The 15,252-nt window shown below is 43.3% G+C and carries 16 protein-coding genes; 7 read left to right on the top strand and 9 right to left on the bottom strand.

Annotation, left to right across the window (positions count from 1 at the left end; all coding sequences use genetic code 11):
* Positions 1 to 47: 47 nt before the first annotated feature.
* Positions 48 to 1,775, bottom strand: coding sequence for a glutamine--tRNA ligase/YqeY domain fusion protein (locus tag FTU95_RS02455; RefSeq protein ID WP_005171137.1), 1,728 nt, complete (start codon positions 1,773 to 1,775; stop codon positions 48 to 50).
* 422 nt (positions 1,776 to 2,197) lie between these two features.
* Here FTU95_RS02455 and FTU95_RS02450 point away from each other — a divergent pair, with 422 nt between their 5' ends.
* Positions 2,198 to 2,707 carry a peptidylprolyl isomerase gene (locus FTU95_RS02450; RefSeq protein WP_005171140.1) on the top strand — a complete coding sequence of 170 codons (510 nt, stop codon included), beginning with the start codon at positions 2,198 to 2,200 and terminating at the stop codon, positions 2,705 to 2,707.
* Between the two features lie 125 nt (positions 2,708 to 2,832).
* Positions 2,833 to 3,552 carry a UDP-2,3-diacylglucosamine diphosphatase gene (locus tag FTU95_RS02445; RefSeq protein WP_074382842.1) on the top strand — a complete coding sequence of 240 codons (720 nt, stop codon included), beginning with the start codon at positions 2,833 to 2,835 and terminating at the stop codon, positions 3,550 to 3,552.
* A gap of 30 nt (positions 3,553 to 3,582) precedes the next feature.
* Here FTU95_RS02445 and FTU95_RS02440 read toward each other — a convergent pair whose 3' ends face one another.
* A complete protein-coding gene (locus FTU95_RS02440; RefSeq protein ID WP_005096740.1) occupies positions 3,583 to 3,801 on the bottom strand; it encodes a hypothetical protein in 219 nt (72 codons plus the stop codon).
* A 733-nt stretch (positions 3,802 to 4,534) separates the two neighbouring features.
* Between FTU95_RS02440 and nfsB the strand changes: the two genes are divergently transcribed.
* On the top strand, positions 4,535 to 5,188 hold the full coding sequence (nfsB, locus tag FTU95_RS02435) for an oxygen-insensitive NAD(P)H nitroreductase (RefSeq protein WP_005096739.1): 654 nt from the start codon (positions 4,535 to 4,537) through the stop codon (positions 5,186 to 5,188).
* 106 nt (positions 5,189 to 5,294) lie between these two features.
* Entirely contained in the window at positions 5,295 to 5,522 is a 228-nt protein-coding gene (locus FTU95_RS14970; RefSeq protein WP_005096738.1) for a hypothetical protein, read from the top strand.
* Here the strand turns inward: FTU95_RS14970 and FTU95_RS02425 are convergent.
* The 4 genes from FTU95_RS02425 to FTU95_RS02410 form a co-directional block, all read right to left on the bottom strand.
* Positions 5,485 to 6,339, bottom strand: a complete 855-nt coding sequence (locus tag FTU95_RS02425; protein ID WP_005096737.1) for a DMT family transporter — start codon at positions 6,337 to 6,339, stop codon at positions 5,485 to 5,487. The two genes, FTU95_RS14970 and FTU95_RS02425, sit on opposite strands and share 38 nt — an antisense overlap.
* A gap of 85 nt (positions 6,340 to 6,424) precedes the next feature.
* The gene (gene fba, locus FTU95_RS02420) at positions 6,425 to 7,465 is read right to left on the bottom strand and encodes a class II fructose-bisphosphate aldolase (RefSeq protein WP_180077423.1); all 1,041 of its coding nucleotides are present in this window, start codon (positions 7,463 to 7,465) and stop codon (positions 6,425 to 6,427) included.
* Positions 7,466 to 7,584: 119 nt separating this feature from the next.
* The gene (locus tag FTU95_RS02415) at positions 7,585 to 7,863 is read right to left on the bottom strand and encodes a hypothetical protein (protein WP_100535005.1); all 279 of its coding nucleotides are present in this window, start codon (positions 7,861 to 7,863) and stop codon (positions 7,585 to 7,587) included.
* 153 nt (positions 7,864 to 8,016) lie between these two features.
* Positions 8,017 to 9,204, bottom strand: coding sequence for a phosphoglycerate kinase (locus FTU95_RS02410; RefSeq protein WP_074382847.1), 1,188 nt, complete (start codon positions 9,202 to 9,204; stop codon positions 8,017 to 8,019).
* 139 nt (positions 9,205 to 9,343) lie between these two features.
* On the opposite strand from FTU95_RS02410, the gene FTU95_RS02405 reads away from it, so the two are divergent.
* Genes FTU95_RS02405 through FTU95_RS02395 form a run of 3 tightly spaced genes read left to right on the top strand, consistent with a single transcriptional unit; the run spans position 9,344 to position 11,516 of the window.
* Positions 9,344 to 9,727: a DUF2237 family protein gene (locus tag FTU95_RS02405; protein ID WP_005096732.1), complete on the top strand. Its 384-nt coding sequence runs from the start codon at positions 9,344 to 9,346 to the stop codon at positions 9,725 to 9,727.
* Positions 9,727 to 10,320: a nucleoside triphosphate pyrophosphatase gene (locus FTU95_RS02400; protein WP_005171155.1), complete on the top strand. Its 594-nt coding sequence runs from the start codon at positions 9,727 to 9,729 to the stop codon at positions 10,318 to 10,320. The genes FTU95_RS02405 and FTU95_RS02400 overlap by 1 nt, the downstream gene beginning before the upstream one ends.
* Before the next feature lie 26 nt (positions 10,321 to 10,346).
* The gene (locus FTU95_RS02395; protein WP_180077421.1) at positions 10,347 to 11,516 is read left to right on the top strand and encodes a cupin domain-containing protein; all 1,170 of its coding nucleotides are present in this window, start codon (positions 10,347 to 10,349) and stop codon (positions 11,514 to 11,516) included.
* A gap of 58 nt (positions 11,517 to 11,574) precedes the next feature.
* On the opposite strand, the gene FTU95_RS02390 is transcribed toward FTU95_RS02395, so the two are convergent.
* The 3 genes from FTU95_RS02390 to FTU95_RS02380 form a co-directional block, all read right to left on the bottom strand.
* Entirely contained in the window at positions 11,575 to 13,497 is a 1,923-nt protein-coding gene (locus tag FTU95_RS02390; protein WP_180077419.1) for an ATP-binding protein, read from the bottom strand.
* Complete coding sequence (locus FTU95_RS02385; protein WP_005096728.1) at positions 13,497 to 14,180, bottom strand: response regulator transcription factor; 684 nt, start codon at positions 14,178 to 14,180, stop codon at positions 13,497 to 13,499. Before FTU95_RS02385 ends, FTU95_RS02390 begins: the two co-directional genes overlap by 1 nt.
* Before the next feature lie 220 nt (positions 14,181 to 14,400).
* Positions 14,401 to 15,183, bottom strand: a complete 783-nt coding sequence (locus tag FTU95_RS02380; RefSeq protein WP_180039791.1) for a glutathione S-transferase N-terminal domain-containing protein — start codon at positions 15,181 to 15,183, stop codon at positions 14,401 to 14,403.
* Between the last annotated feature and the right edge of the window lie 69 nt (positions 15,184 to 15,252).

The following is a 15,252-nucleotide window of genomic DNA, read 5'->3' as shown; positions in this document are numbered from 1 at the left end:
AAAAAGCCCAACCGAAGTTGGGCTTTTAATATCTGATTTAAACCTGATTATTTGCCTGGCTTGAAACTGTCTTTCAAGTCAAGAATACGGTTAAATACTGGTTTCTTGCTATTATGATCGTATTGATCGGCAACGAAGTAACCTTCACGCTCAAACTGGAAGCGATCTTCCGGTTGAGCTTGCGCCAATGCCGGCTCAATCACGGCTTGAACCACCTTTAATGATTCAGGGTTCAGGTTGGCCAGGAAGTCATCACCCACTTCAGGATCCGACTCAGTGAACAGACGTTCATAAATACGGACTTCGGCAGGCACACCTTTAGTCGCAGATACCCAGTGAACCACGCCTTTCACCTTGCGGCCTTCAGGGTTCTTACCCAAAGTTTCAGGATCAATCGAACATTTCAGCTCAACCACTTCACCATTTTCATCTTTAATGACTTCATCACATTTGATCACATAGGCATGACGTAAACGTACTTCACCACCTGGAATCAGACGTTTAAAGCCTTTTGGTGGTTCTTCCTCAAAGTCTTTACGGTCAATAAACAGCTCAGTGGTTAAAGGAATCACGCGTTCGCCCATGTCCACGTTCGGATGACGTGAATGGGTCAGATCCATATCGGCTGGCAAGTTGCTTAAGGTCACTTTCAGTGGATTTAACACGGCCATACCACGCGCTGCGGTATTTTCCAGAGACTGGCGGATGCAATATTCCAGCATCGCGACATCGACAATACTACCATCCACTTTCGATACACCGACACGCTGGCAGAAATCACGCAGACCTTCAGGTGTAAAACCACGGCGACGCATACCGACTACAGTTGGCATACGTGGATCGTCCCAACCATTCACATGAGCACCTTCAACCAGTTTACGTAATTTACGTTTCGAGGTGATAGTGTAATCCACATTCAAACGGCTAGATTCGTACTGACGTGGCACAGATGGTGATTTAACCTTTGCCACCACCCAGTCATAGAACGGACGGTGATCCTGGAACTCTAATGTACAAAGCGAGTGGGTAATGCCTTCAATCGCATCAGACAATGGATGCGCATAGTCGTACATTGGATAAATTTTCCATGTATCGCCCGTCTGATGGTGCGCTGAATGCAAAATACGATACAAGATCGGATCACGCATATGTACGTTCGGTGAGGTCATATCGATTTTAGCGCGTAAAACAGCCTGACCTTCAGCATATTCGCCGCTACGCATCTTCTCAAAACGTTCCAGATTCTCTGCAACAGTTGCATCACGTTGTGGCGAGTTCTTACCCGGCTCGACAAAATTACCGCGGTTTAAACGGATGTCTTCGGGGCTTTGTAAATCCACATAGGCATCACCCTGTTCAATCAGCTGAACCGCCCATGTATAAAGTTGATCAAAATAGCTCGATGCATAGCGCGGCTCGCCCTCCCACTGGAAGCCCAACCATTTCACATCATTGGCAATACCATCAACATATTCCTGTTCTTCAGCATCCGGATTGGTATCATCAAAACGAAGATTACACACCCCCTGGAATTCTTCAGCAATCCCAAAGTTCAAGCAAATTGCTTTCACATGGCCAATATGTAAGTAGCCATTTGGCTCAGGCGGAAAACGCGTGACGATCTGTTGGGTACGACCAGCGGCTAAATCATCCGTAATGACCTGACGTACAAAGTCCAAGCCCGGTTGTTGTTCTTGCTGCTGCACTGAATCGACTGCATTGTTCTTTTGGGTCGGGTTCTCGGGCAGAGATGTCACAACATCATTTGGCTTCATGATCAATCATTCACTTCTAAAGTTAAAAAGGGATTAACGAATATTTAATCGCACAGGTTGTACGCATATTCATTATCAAAGTTCCTTAGTTTAACTAGAGGTGAATAATCTCTCAACCGCTAACTATGGTATTTGATTTCAATTCACCCATTTTAAAAAATGAAAATACGGCGAGTTGCCTGAAACTAAAATATCAGTGCCTGTACAAGCAGTAAAATCATTAATTTACGCCAATTCAAAATAGGGTGCCTGATAGGGCAATATCTGAAATGCCTTGATAAATCAACGTATAAATAAGGTACTATTTTTATGCTTTTAACAAAGAAAATAATGTTTTTACTTGCCTAGTCGATTGTAGTTTGCTTATGCTTCACTCATTCAGAAAAAACCATGGCACTCGTCCATGATTAGGAGATTACACAATGAGTTTTCCTCAAGTCGAATTAAACACCAATAAAGGTCGTATTGTTCTTGAACTCAATGCTGAAAAAGCACCTAAAACAGTGGCTAACTTTTTAGAATATGTGCGTGACGGTTTTTATGACGGCGTAATTTTCCACCGTGTGATTGATGGTTTCATGATCCAGGGTGGTGGTATGGATGAAAACTTCAAAGAAAAAGCGACCCGTGATGCAATCGAAAATGAAGCAGACAATGGCTTAACTAACGATTTGGGCACAATTGCCATGGCGCGTACGCAAGCTCCACATTCTGCATCTGCTCAATTCTTCATTAACGTTGGCAACAACGCATTCCTCAACCATTCTGGTAAAACAGCACAAGGTTGGGGTTATGCAGTATTTGGTAAAGTGACTGACGGCATGGACATTGTCAACGAAATTAAAGGCGTTCGTACTGGCAACCGTGGCTACCACGCTGATGTTCCACTAGAAAATGTGGTTATTGAGTCTGCAAAAATCATTTCTGAATAATTAATCTCCCTAAATCCCTCTTTAAAAAAGAGGGACTTTCCTTCCTGAATAAAATTTAAAGCACTGCTTTAAATGAAGTACAAGTAAGGGAGGTTAGGTGGGATTAAAAAATAAGGAAAAGATTCGTGACCTATCTGTTTATCTCAGATTTACATTTGTCACCTGATCACCCTCGACTTGTTCGGGGGTTTTTAGATTTATTGACCGAATATCAAGATCAAAATACCCGATTGTATATTTTGGGTGACTGGTTCAATGCCTGGATCGGTGATGACTATACAGCCCCATGGCTGGACGAAATTATCACTGCCTTAAAACAGTTTATTCAGGCTGGCAATCAGGTATATTTTCAGGCAGGCAACCGGGATTTTGTTCTCGGCAGCAAGTTTTTAGCTCAATTTGGCGGAAAGCTGCTTCCTGAGATAGACCAACTGAACATTGCAAGAACACGTTTTCGCCTGGAACATGGTGATGCACTGTGTACCGATGACATCGCTTATCAGCGCTTTAAAAAGATTATCCGGCATCCACTTCTGCTAGGCTTATTAAAGCGTACACCGCTGTCTTTCCGTAAAAAATTAGCCAATGGCTTTCGTCAGCAAAGTCATCAGGCGCAGCAGTTTAAAAGCTATGAAGTGATGGATGTTAATGATCAGGCCGTTGAGCTGGCATTACAAGACGTTGACGTATTGATCCATGGCCATACGCATCGCGCAGCCATTCATCCGCTAGGTCAGAAAAAAAGAATCGTACTGGGTGACTGGAAGGAAGACAGTGCCGAGATACTGGAAATTCAGGAAAACCAAGATTTCGAGACCCTAAAACTAAAAAAGTGGCGATATTAATCGGCCACTTTTTTTAAGATATGTGTTTGCTTAGCACAGACGATAAAGCTTATTCACACCGGTATAGAAACTTTTACCATCAAGGTTAAACAGAATTTCTTCACCTGTTTGTAGCTGGATCATTTTTCCAACTTCTACCCAGATAAAACCATCCTGAGTGTTTTGCTTACGCTTTAAAGGAACCAGTTTAACATTAATTTCGCCACCATTTACGGCTGTAGCGGTATGCCATTCATTTAATATATTCAAAATATTTACTCATAAAATGAGCTTTTTGTGACTGTACAAAGAGATTAAGAAAACCAAATTTGTATAATAATTCTGTAGTTACTAGATGTTATTCAAGCTCAAGCTTGAACCAAAAGTGAATCACAATTAGCTAGAAATAATAAAAGCGGGAACTATACCCGCTCGAAGTATCTATAAGTATACATGCTTATTTAATAGAAAGCAAACATACATTGTCATTACAAATAAAGATTAACCCTATTCTTTTAAATAATTATTTTGCACACTTTATCAGCGCTATTCTCTAAGCTGTTTTTCGTACAAATTGTTCCTCTTTGTAGCGGTTCATTAACATTCACTTGGATTTAAATAACCAGATTATTCCTGATAGAAAATAAAAATCTCTACAGCCTATTAACTCAGATTCATTTCCGGCATTTTACAGTCCAATCCACCACGCGATTTGCTGCCAGGTCTTCAGTTTATCTTTAAAATAATTGTAAACCGCATTCACTGCCCCATTTGCACATTGCCGGCGATACTTACTCTTCCACGCTTCTTGCTAAAAAATGCCAATAGACAAAAACCGGGTTTTCATCTGATTCAACACTAAGTTTTGCTTGAATCTATATCAAGATCATTAAACAACAGACTTTGCCTGATGCTGTTTTATTGTAATAATCTCCAGATCTGAAAAATTTTATAGATCCAGAGCATCTACCCTCATTTTATTTAAAAAAATTGGAGTCCATTGATGGATTTACTCAAGATCACACAGACCCGCTATGCCACCAAAGCCTATGATCCTAGCAAGAAAATCCCGGCAGCCCAGTTTGAACGTTTATTAGAAGTTTTGCGTTTTGCACCTTCCTCAATCAATATTCAGCCTTGGCATTTTTTTATTGCCGATCATGATGCCGCCAAACAGCGCATTGCCAAAGCCTTGATCGGTACTTATGCCTACAATGCACCCAAAGTTCTGGATTCTTCGCATACTATTTTATTTTGCACCAAAGCCGATATTAATGAGCTGCATCTGGAAAACTTACTGAATCGCGACGATCTCAGCGGGCGTTTTAAAGATGAATCGGCCAAAGAAGGCCAGAAAAATACCCGTGCAGGCTATATTCATTATTATCGTAATGAAAAAGGTGATATTCAGCGCTGGGCTGAAAATCAGACCTTTATTGCGCTCGGTCAGATGCTGTTGGCTGCCGGAATTGAAGGTGTCGATGCCACACCAATTGGCGGCTTTGATGAAGAGATAATTAGTGAAGAATTACAACTCGCAGAACAGGGTTTAATTCCCTCTGTCTTGCTGACTTTGGGTTATCGCAGTGAAAATGACTTCAATGCCAAACTGCCGAAATCACGTCTACCTGCTGAAGACATTTTCACCAAACTGTAAGGATTTTATGCTATAAAAGGGGCCAGGCGCCCCTTTCCATATCAGTTCGGGCCTATTTTTTGCTTTATTTAATTGTCATCCAATAGAATAACAATAGAGGTCATCTATGTCGCTCCTTACCTCCAAATCCCTGAAATTTGCATGCCATCATTGCGATAAAATTTATCTCCAACACTATAAAGATCAACAGCATCGTTATCCGCACTGTCCTGACTGCCAACAGGCGGGTTTACTGCTTGGACTGGCCGAGGCAGGCGACCTGCTGCGACATCCGATTGAATTTGCATCGTCTTATGTCAAACAGACATTGCATAAGCTAGGCAAATCACACTAGTGAGACCTAGCAGTAAACCCGCGGCACTTGCAGGTTTGAGTCGCTCTTTAAAGAACATCAGACCTGCAATGACTCCAAATACCACCACCAGAATATTCATGCCAGCAAAGACAATTGCCGGCGAATCCTTGAGCAGCATATGAGCTTTGACATAAAACGCAATATTGGCAAAATTCAGCACACCCAATAACAGACCAGCGCCGATATTCTGTATCGACCCCAAGCTTTTATATTTAAGTAGTAGATAGCCCATCGACATGATCAGAGCGCAAATAAACATCAGATTGAGTGCAACGGCGAACTGCAAACCTAAACTGGTTGTATATTTTAATAATACATCAATCAGTGCATAACCCACCCAGACCAGCCCCAGATACAACATGCCCTGACTGCCCTGTCCTGATCCTTGCCGATGTGAAAATAAAATACACAGCACTGCGCCAATACCTAGGGCAATACCGAGTATTTTCAGCTGATTAAACTGTTCCTGAAAAATAAAATAAGCCGCCGCCAGTGACAAGACTACAGAAAGCCGCTGGGCGATTTCTGTTTTTAAAATTCCAGCGCTTTCTAAGGCTTTGGCCAGCAACAGAAATACGCTCGGAAGCAAAATACCCAATGCCAGAATGAGGAACCATGGTGTCTGGCTTGGCGAAATATGCTGGATATCCGGCTTGAACCAGAAAAAGCACAACAAGCTGGCGGTGGCATAATTCCAGCTAATCATGTGGATCGGACTCAGTCCTCTGTTTTTGGCGACTTTTAATAATATTGAGACCACAACGCTACACAGCGCTGCTGCGAAAATCAGTTCCATATGCTGCTCTTATTCTTGATCTTTATCAGTCTACAAAAAAGCCCACATTCGCTGTGGGCTTTTTCTATAAATGATTCACTGGGAATTATTTATTATAGTACGACACCATTTTCTCTAAAGAAATTGGGCGAATCTTGTCTGCATTACCGGCAGTACCAAATGCTTCATAACGATCGATACAGATTTGCTTCATGGCATCAACCGTTGCGCTGAAGAATTTACGAGGATCGAATTCGCTTGGTTTTTCTGACATCATACGACGCATTGCACCTGTAGATGCTAAACGCAAGTCAGTATCGATGTTGATTTTACGCACGCCATGTTTGATCGCTTCAACCAGCTGCTCAACCGGAACACCATAAGTTTCCTTGATGTCGCCGCCATACTGGTTAATTACTGCCAACCACTCTTGTGGCACAGAGCTTGAACCGTGCATAACCAAATGCGTATTTGGAAGTGCCGCATGAATTTCTTTAATGCGGTCAATCGCCAGAATATCGCCTGTAGGTGGACGCGTAAATTTGTACGCACCGTGTGAAGTACCTACAGCAATCGCCAGCGCATCCACATTGGTATCTGCAACGAAACTACGTGCTTCTTCAACTGAAGTCAGGAGTTGAGAATGATCCAGTACGCCTTCTGCGCCCACGCCATCTTCTTCACCCGCCATACCTGTTTCAAGACTACCTAAACAACCGATCTCCCCTTCTACAGAAACGCCACATGCATGTGCCATTTGAACCGTACGACGAGTCACATCAACGTTGTATTCGTATGAAGTTGGGGTTTTGCCATCTTCACCAAGTGAGCCGTCCATCATCACTGATGAAAAGCCGAGCTGGATTGAACGTTGGCAAATGTCAGGGCTGGTTCCGTGGTCTTGGTGCATTACCACTGGAATATGTGGCCATTCTTCAATTGCAGCCAAAATCAGGTGACGCAAGAACGGAGCGCCTGCATATTTACGCGCACCCGCAGATGCTTGTACGATAACAGGTGAATTGGTTGCATCTGCTGCAAGCATAATTGCACGCATTTGTTCTAAGTTGTTTACGTTAAATGCTGGTACGCCGTAAGCATGTTCGCCGGCGTGATCCAAGAGCTGGCGCAATGAAATAAGAGCCATAATATCCTCCCAGTGAATGCCACATATTCTACATGTTCAAAGGTTTCAATTCAGCAACAAATAACACTATTTAAAAAAAATCCCTGCTTTTGCAGGGATTTTGTCTCACATGCACTGGATTAAGGTGCTACAGGCTCAGAAGTCGCTGCAACTGACTGGTCTGCAGTTGCTTCATCTGCTGGCGCATTGGCAATTTCAGCTGGAATATCGGTATTTTTTTCATCTAAAACTGGCTGGTCAATAGCATCAATGGCTGCTTGCTGCTCTGGCGTTATAGTCTCATTGGCTACTGCTGCCGAGCTTTCTGTTTCAGCGACCGGTGCATTTTCCTGTTTCGCACATGCAGTCAGTGCCAATGATGCAGCGAATAAAGCCGCCAAAGTTAACTGTTTTTTCATCACGTGATCTCATCATTTGGTGATTTAATGACTGCATCTTATGACAGATTTATTGCATTTTCATGACGAAGCTATGAAGGGTAAGTTTTCATTGTCAAAAAAATGACATAAAAAAGCTGGCACTTGGCCAGCTTTTTAGCTTAGGACATGCAATCAAGCACGTTCTAAGAGTACGGCAACTGCAGGAAGGGTTTTACCTTCAACGAATTCGAGGAATGCACCACCACCCGTAGAAATATAGCCAATTTTATCTGCTACTTCGTACTTGTCGATTGCAGCTAATGTGTCACCACCACCCGCGATCGAGAAACCGGCAGATTCAGCAATCGCTAAAGATAAAGTTTTGGTACCTTCGCCGAATTGATCGACTTCAAACACACCCACCGGGCCATTCCAGAGAATGGTTTTAGAGGTTTTCAGGATTTCTGCAAATGCTTTCGCAGTTTCCGGACCTACATCCAGAATCATGTCGTTATCAGCAACATCGGCAACATTTTTCACAGTTGCTTTCGCAGCAGCCAATGAACCCAGGAAATCTTCAAAGTTGATTTCAGAAGCATCGGCAACCACAACGTCAGTTGGAAGTGGCACTGATACTTTTGCAGCAATGGCTTTTGCAGTATCGATCAGATCTTTTTCACACAGTGACTTACCAACGTTATAGCCTGCCGCAGCAAGGAAAGTATTGGCAATACCACCACCCACGATCAATTGATCGCAGATGTCAGACAGTGAAGTCAATACATCAAGTTTAGTCGATACTTTAGAACCCGCAACAATTGCCACCATTGGCTTTTCAGGTGTCTTAAGTGCACGGCCTAGTGCATCAAGTTCAGCTGCCAATAAAGGACCTGCTGCTGCAACTTTAGCAAGACGCGCTACGCCTTCAGTCGATGCTTCTGCACGGTGCGCTGTACCGAATGCATCCATCACGAATACATCACACAGCGCTGCATATTTTGCAGCAAGTTCAGGATTGTTTTTCTTCTCACCAACGTTAAAACGGCAGTTCTCAAGTAACACAACTTGACCCGGCTGAACCTCAACGCCATCTAGGTAGTCGGTAAATAATTTTACGTCTTGACCCAAAGCTTCAGTCAAGTAAGCCGCTACAGGTGCAAGCGATTGTTCAGCTTTAGGCTCACCTTCAACCGGACGACCAAGGTGAGAATACACCATCACTGCAGCGCCTTTTTCAACTGCTGCTTGAATGGTTGGCAATGCTGCACGAAGACGCGCATCGCTGGTGATCACACCATTTTTAACAGGAACGTTTAAATCTTCACGGATCAGAACACGTTTACCTGCTAAATCGAGGTCAGTCATACGCTGAAAGTTCATGTAGAGCTCACTTTATAGATATTAAAACCAGCCGATTTTAAATGATTATGCAGAAAAAGGTTAGCATCTTTTGCAGAAAACATTCTGAATGCCAAAGTTTTGTTATGATAGAAAAAAGCTTCTTTTAGATTCAGTGCCTATGTCGATACATCCTGATCCAAATCTTAACCGTTTGAATGTGTTAGGTGAGCCTTTATCAAGCTGCTGCTTCGATCCGATTACCGGTTATTTCCGCAATGGCTTTTGCCATACTGCGACCACTGATCTGGGGCAGCATACGGTATGCGCGCAGATGACGTCGGAATTTCTCAATTTCTCGCAAAAAGTGGGCAATGACCTGATCACACCTTTGCCAGAGCTGGACTTCCCTGGCCTGCAACCCGGTGATTTCTGGTGCCTCTGCGTGACACGCTGGGTCGAAGCCTATGAAGCAGGTCAAGCGCCCCCGATCAAGCTGCAAGCCTGCCATAAAGCGGTGCTGTCTTATGTACCTTTAAATATTCTTGAGGAATATGCTGTCTAATGAATGCTGTACAGATTATTTTGGCATCCTCCAGCCAAACCCGTAAAGAGTTGATGGATCGCCTGCATATTGATTATATTTCTCTAGTACCGGATATCGATGAATCTCCTCGCGGTGAAAATCACGCAGATGATTTGGCCAAGCGTCTGGCTTTTGAGAAAGCCAAATATATTGCTGAGAAAAATCCTGAAGCGATTGTGATTGGTTCGGATCAGGTGGCATGGCGTGAAGGCGCACCAGATATTTTTATTGGCAAACCTTTAACCCCTGAAAAAGCCATTCGCCAGTTACAGGCCAATTCGGACAAGATTGTCTATTTCAGTACTGCACTCAGTGTGCAACAGCAGGCTACTGGTTATGAACGAACGCTGGTCGAGCACTATAAAGTCAAGTTCCGTAAACTGTCCAAAGCCGAAATTGAACGCTATGTCACGATTGAACAGCCACTGCATTGTGCCGGCAGTTTCAAATGTGAAAGCCTCGGCATCAGCCTGTTTGAAGAAATGATCGGGCAAGACCAGACCACTTTGATGGGCATGCCGATGATCAAGCTGTGTCACATTCTTCGTGAATTGAAAATTTTAGTTCCTTAATCTCCCCTTAATTCAGGCTGTAATCTATGTCTCAATCTTTAGACGTTTTAGGCGGAATCACCGCTGAACAATTTTTGAGTGAATACTGGCAAAAAAAACCGTTACTGGTGCGTAATGCGATGCCTGAAATTGCCAATCTGCTTGAACCTGACGACGTGATGGAACTTGCGCTTGAAGAACACGTCACTGCGCGTTTAATCAAGCAAAAAGACCGTGATCCGAATCAGTGGAGCGTGAAATCTTCGCCTTTACTTAAAGCTGATTTTCAGAAAATGCCCAAGCTATGGACACTTTTGGTTCAGGCGGTAGATCATTATTCATTTGACCTGTCGGAAATGTGGAAAAAGTTCCCGTTTATTCCACAGTGGCGCCGCGATGACATCATGGTGTCTTATGCACCTCAAGGCGGCTCTGTAGGAAAACATTTTGATTTTTACGATGTCTTTCTGGTACAAGGCTACGGGCATCGTAGCTGGCAGCTCGGACAAATGTGTGATGCCGAAACTGCATTGGTTCCGGGTCAGCCACTGAAATTATTGCCTGAAATTGAGGTGAATTTTGACGAAGTTCTGGCACCTGGCGACTTGCTGTATGTGCCACCTGGTTTGGCGCATTACGGCGTTGCAGAAGATGATTGTCTAACCTTTTCCTTTGGCTTCCGTATGCCAAATGTGAGCGACATGATGGACCGTGTTGGTGATAAATTTTCTGAGAATGAAAGTTTACGCAATCCGCTGGTTGATATTATTCGTGACCAAGTCGGAGCCATTGGTGAAGTCAGCGGCAATGAGCTGGAATATCTAAAAGAACAGATCATGCAGCAACTGCATAATTCGAATGTTTTAGAAGATGCCATTATGACTTTAATGTCAGAACCCAAATATCCAGAGAACCTTCCGGAAGCGGAAGAAATCGGCACAGGTGATCTGGAGGAAGCACTGGATCAGGGTTATAGCCTGATGCTCGAACCGGCTTCACGCTTGCTCTACACTGAAGCAGACGGCGATGTTCTGTTCTGGGCCAATGGTGAAGGGATTGAGATCTCTGAGGCATTTACCACAAAACTCAAGCAGCTTGCAGACGGTGAAATCATATTGCTGGATGAAAACTTCGCTGATGAAGATATTCTGGAAGATGTCGCGGCATTATTAAATGATGCGGTACTGATGCTGGTTCCGCCAGCAGAACAAGACTAATTCTAAGCTAAAGCCAAATAAAAAGAGGATTAAATAATGCTCTTTTTATTTGAAAAGATTAGGGTTGATAGAGCTCCAATACGACCTGAATCACTGTATGCCCTTTCTCAGACTCAATCTGAAACACGCCTCCCATACGTTCGACCCGCATTTTCATGCTGCGCATCCCAATACTCAGACCATTTTTTTGCACTATTTCAGCATCAAACCCAACGCCATTGTCCTGAATGCTTAAAGTGAGTTGATGTGGCAGAAAATATTCCAGACTGACTTTCGCCTGACTGGCCTGACTGTGCTTAATGATATTGGTCAGACTTTCTTCGACCACCCGAATCAGGGTCAAACATTGCAATGCGGTCGGTTCACGCTGCCAGACTTTTGGAAATAACCATTCAACCTCAATATTTATCTCTTCCAGCAACTGGGTAAAACGATAACGTACCGGGGCAATCCAAAGTAGCGGGGTTTCCGGTACTTTATTTTCGATAGACGAACCACTATCAATGATTTGTCTGAGATCATCTCTAAGCAATTTCAGCATAGAAAGAAACTGTCGGTTGGGAATGCTGTCAGTACTCTGATCGACCAGAATCATAGAGCGCACAATCGAGCCTCCTAGCCCATCATGCAGTTCATGCGATAAGTTAATCCGCTCCTGTAAGCGGACATTATCCAGCTCCAGTTGATGTTTATCGTTCAGGCTTTTATTCAGATCAGCGCTGACCTGCTGGACTTTACGTTCTAACTGGCTATTAAATTTTTCGATTTTCCTGACATTACGATTCAACCGCGTGGCCATAATCAGCACCACAAACAGGGTAATAATTGGTGAGGTATAGGGTGATAAAGGTGAAAAATCACTAATTGCCGTTTGACTTAAAATGATCAGATCTACGATTACACATAACAAAATCCCCCAGAGACACAGCATCAGGAAAAGATATTCCCCATTGCGGGTTTTAATTGCGTAATAGCTCACATAAATAATACAGCTTATAAATAATCCCACATAGAAAATAAATGCTGTGCCCAGTATCTGCCCCAGATAATCCAAGGAACTCATCACAATCAGCAGAGCAAATAAAAGCGTGATCAGGATAAATCCCCGCTCCACATACTTAAATCTCTGTTTTAAAAAGCGGATCAAATACAGACTAAAACAGTGGATATAGGCAATAAAACAAAGCATATTGGCTTTGCTGGCCGCGATGCTGGAGCGAAACGGAAAGCTTTCTGTGGTCAGCATATTGGAAATAAACAGAATCCATAGGAATGAACTGAGTGCCAGCCAGCCAAAGGTGGTTTCTGAACGTCGAAATTGCCAGACAATGAAGCAGATGATCCCAATCATTGCTGAGAAAATCATATTCATCTGAAACAGCGTGCGGCGATCCCAGATTTCGCCTAAATGCTTCTGGCTATTGACCAGCACATTATTAAATTCAATTTTACCCAGTCCGGCGTTCTGAAAACTATAACCCTGTACATAAACCAGAATTTCATTACTGCCCTTGTTTAAGCCACTGATGGGCAAAATCCAGTAACGCGGCATATTCCAACTTTTTGACAATGGCTCTTGCAGGTGTTGATCTGACCAGAGTAAATCACCATTCAGGAACACGGCGCCGGCCGAATTAATATAATCAATGGAAAAGGCAATCGGTTCTGCAAGACGAATATTGTCTTGGCATGACCAGTCCCAAACAATTTTATACCAGGCCCCACCATGATAATCTTTCCAGTTACGCTGCCAGTTATCCGGCAAACTGACACTTTGCCAGCCAGATGCAGGCATCTGGCTAGGATTTTGCACCTGAACCTTTTGAATGTAGTCAATCTTTACATCACAGAGATCATTGACCTGAAAATGGTCTTGCGCCTGACTCATACCACTTAACAGACACAGCCAGCAGCAAAAGAGCAAAATACCGATCCATTGCAATCTCTGTCGCTGCCTGCTTCCAGAACGAGCTGGATGCATCACAGAATTCCTAAATGCCGTGCGGTACTGACTGCCTTGGTACGCCGACTGACGGACAGTTTCCGGTAAATATGCTTGATATGACTTTCGACGGTATAACGTGACACACAAAGTTGCTCGGCAATCTCTCGATTACTCAGGCCTTGTGCGACCAGTGACAGAATTTCTTTTTCTCGATGGGTCAGCACTTCCTGCTCGGCATCCGAATGGTTGCGTTCGACTGGTGGTGATGAAGCAGGTATAGAAATCTGTTTGAGAATTTCCCGCGCAATAAAAGGATCAATTGGCGCGCCACCCCGTAAAATACTGCGGATCGCCAGAGTGACCTCCACATCATCGCGTTCTTTTAATACATAACCGGTGGCACCCGCCTGAATTGCAGTAAATAAACTGTTCTGCGTACTCCAGGCCGAAACCACCAAAATCAGAGTTTGTGCGTCATTTTCGCGAATTTTTTCAATAATCGAAATCCCACTCCCATCTGGCAGCCCCAAATCGACCAATGCCAGTGAAATCGGCTGTTGTTTTAAAATGAAATATGCTTCTTTAAGATTATTGGCAAAGAGCAGAACATCTTCGCTATAGCCCAAATTGGTTAATATAATTTTTAAACGTCGTTGAATGACATACTCATCTTCAACGATTAATACAGGTACTGGCAAGACTGCCTCTAGTGCTGTCATAAGCACGCCCCTTATATTTATTGTTATGTCACCTTGAAGAGTAAAATATAACCAAAAAAACTCTAAAAATCATGATTTATTTCATTTTTATGCTATTTCTTTCTAGCCTCATAGGGATATTCTAAATACCGTCTGCTTAAAACCAGCATAAAAAAATGCCATCTATGCAGTGAATGGCATTTCTTAAGCACAATTTTAGAGTTTTAATAGGCTGAATATTTTAAGCGGCGCCGTATTGCTGTTTTAAATATTTTACAATCTCAGCTGATTCAAACATATTCACGCCTGTATTTGGATCGACCAGATAAGGAACCTGAATATTATTTCCCATCATTTCAAATAAATGTTCACGCTTCCCGCCTGGTAGTGGTTCATATTTCCCCGGTCTTAAGCGCAACTTGGCTGGCCCATAATCCTGCCAACGTTCTTTGGCGACATTATGAAAAACAAAGGGAATTTCAAGCTCTGAGAGAACGCCACGTACCACTCGGACAAAAGGACTGGCTTCAAAACCCCATAATTCCAATAGCTGTTCCGGTGCCGGACGATCAACCACCTGTTTATTGATCCAGACTCCGCGCGCACCATTAATAATCGTTCCAGCAAAAGCAGCGACTGGAATTTTCGGATAAGTTGCATATTTCTTTGGCGTTTTGCCACTTTTGCCATAATGCTTGAAGAGATGATGGATAATATCTTGCGACTCATACATCTGATCGCCTGTATTTTCATCCACCAAAAATGGAAAGCGAGTCTTGCCGCCCAACTGTTTTACGACCGGACGATATTTCGTACCACCCTTAGGGCACGGATAAACTTCATAGTCCAAATTAAGTAAGGTCAGCACTTCTCGCACCCGACGACAAAAAGGTGAACCTTCAAATTCATAGAGCTTAATTGATTTTTCAGGCTGATTCGGAAATGGCGTTCCAACCATGCCACGTCCTCCTTGGGCGACTGAAGAGGCTAATGCTTGTGCAACCTTGATTTGATGACTCAACATAGTATTTTCCTATTTTTGTTTTATATGAATGAAAGACAGAATCTAAGCATCCTGTCTTTCAGGGTACAA

This window comes from Acinetobacter sp. YH12208 (assembly GCF_013418055.1).
Lineage (GTDB): Bacteria > Pseudomonadota > Gammaproteobacteria > Pseudomonadales > Moraxellaceae > Acinetobacter > Acinetobacter pseudolwoffii.
The sequence above is the reverse complement of the archived record's forward strand: the minus strand, read 5'-3'. Positions and strand labels throughout refer to the sequence as shown.

Bases quoted from the DNA above. Each gene is read 5' to 3' on its own strand.
- FTU95_RS02455 (WP_005171137.1), bottom strand. From the start codon at position 1,775: ATGAAGCCAAATGATGTTGTGACATCTCTGCCCGAGAACCCGACCCAA.
- FTU95_RS02450 (WP_005171140.1), top strand. From the start codon at position 2,198: ATGAGTTTTCCTCAAGTCGAATTAAACACCAATAAAGGTCGTATTGTT.
- nfsB (WP_005096739.1), top strand. From the start codon at position 4,535: ATGGATTTACTCAAGATCACACAGACCCGCTATGCCACCAAAGCCTAT.
- FTU95_RS14970 (WP_005096738.1), top strand. From the start codon at position 5,295: ATGTCGCTCCTTACCTCCAAATCCCTGAAATTTGCATGCCATCATTGC.
- FTU95_RS02425 (WP_005096737.1), bottom strand. From the start codon at position 6,339: ATGGAACTGATTTTCGCAGCAGCGCTGTGTAGCGTTGTGGTCTCAATA.
- fba (WP_180077423.1), bottom strand. From the start codon at position 7,465: ATGGCTCTTATTTCATTGCGCCAGCTCTTGGATCACGCCGGCGAACAT.
- FTU95_RS02415 (WP_100535005.1), bottom strand. From the start codon at position 7,863: ATGAAAAAACAGTTAACTTTGGCGGCTTTATTCGCTGCATCATTGGCA.
- FTU95_RS02410 (WP_074382847.1), bottom strand. From the start codon at position 9,204: ATGAACTTTCAGCGTATGACTGACCTCGATTTAGCAGGTAAACGTGTT.
- FTU95_RS02405 (WP_005096732.1), top strand. From the start codon at position 9,344: ATGTCGATACATCCTGATCCAAATCTTAACCGTTTGAATGTGTTAGGT.
- FTU95_RS02400 (WP_005171155.1), top strand. From the start codon at position 9,727: ATGAATGCTGTACAGATTATTTTGGCATCCTCCAGCCAAACCCGTAAA.
- FTU95_RS02395 (WP_180077421.1), top strand. From the start codon at position 10,347: ATGTCTCAATCTTTAGACGTTTTAGGCGGAATCACCGCTGAACAATTT.
- FTU95_RS02390 (WP_180077419.1), bottom strand. From the start codon at position 13,497: ATGCATCCAGCTCGTTCTGGAAGCAGGCAGCGACAGAGATTGCAATGG.
- FTU95_RS02385 (WP_005096728.1), bottom strand. From the start codon at position 14,180: ATGACAGCACTAGAGGCAGTCTTGCCAGTACCTGTATTAATCGTTGAA.
- FTU95_RS02380 (WP_180039791.1), bottom strand. From the start codon at position 15,183: ATGTTGAGTCATCAAATCAAGGTTGCACAAGCATTAGCCTCTTCAGTC.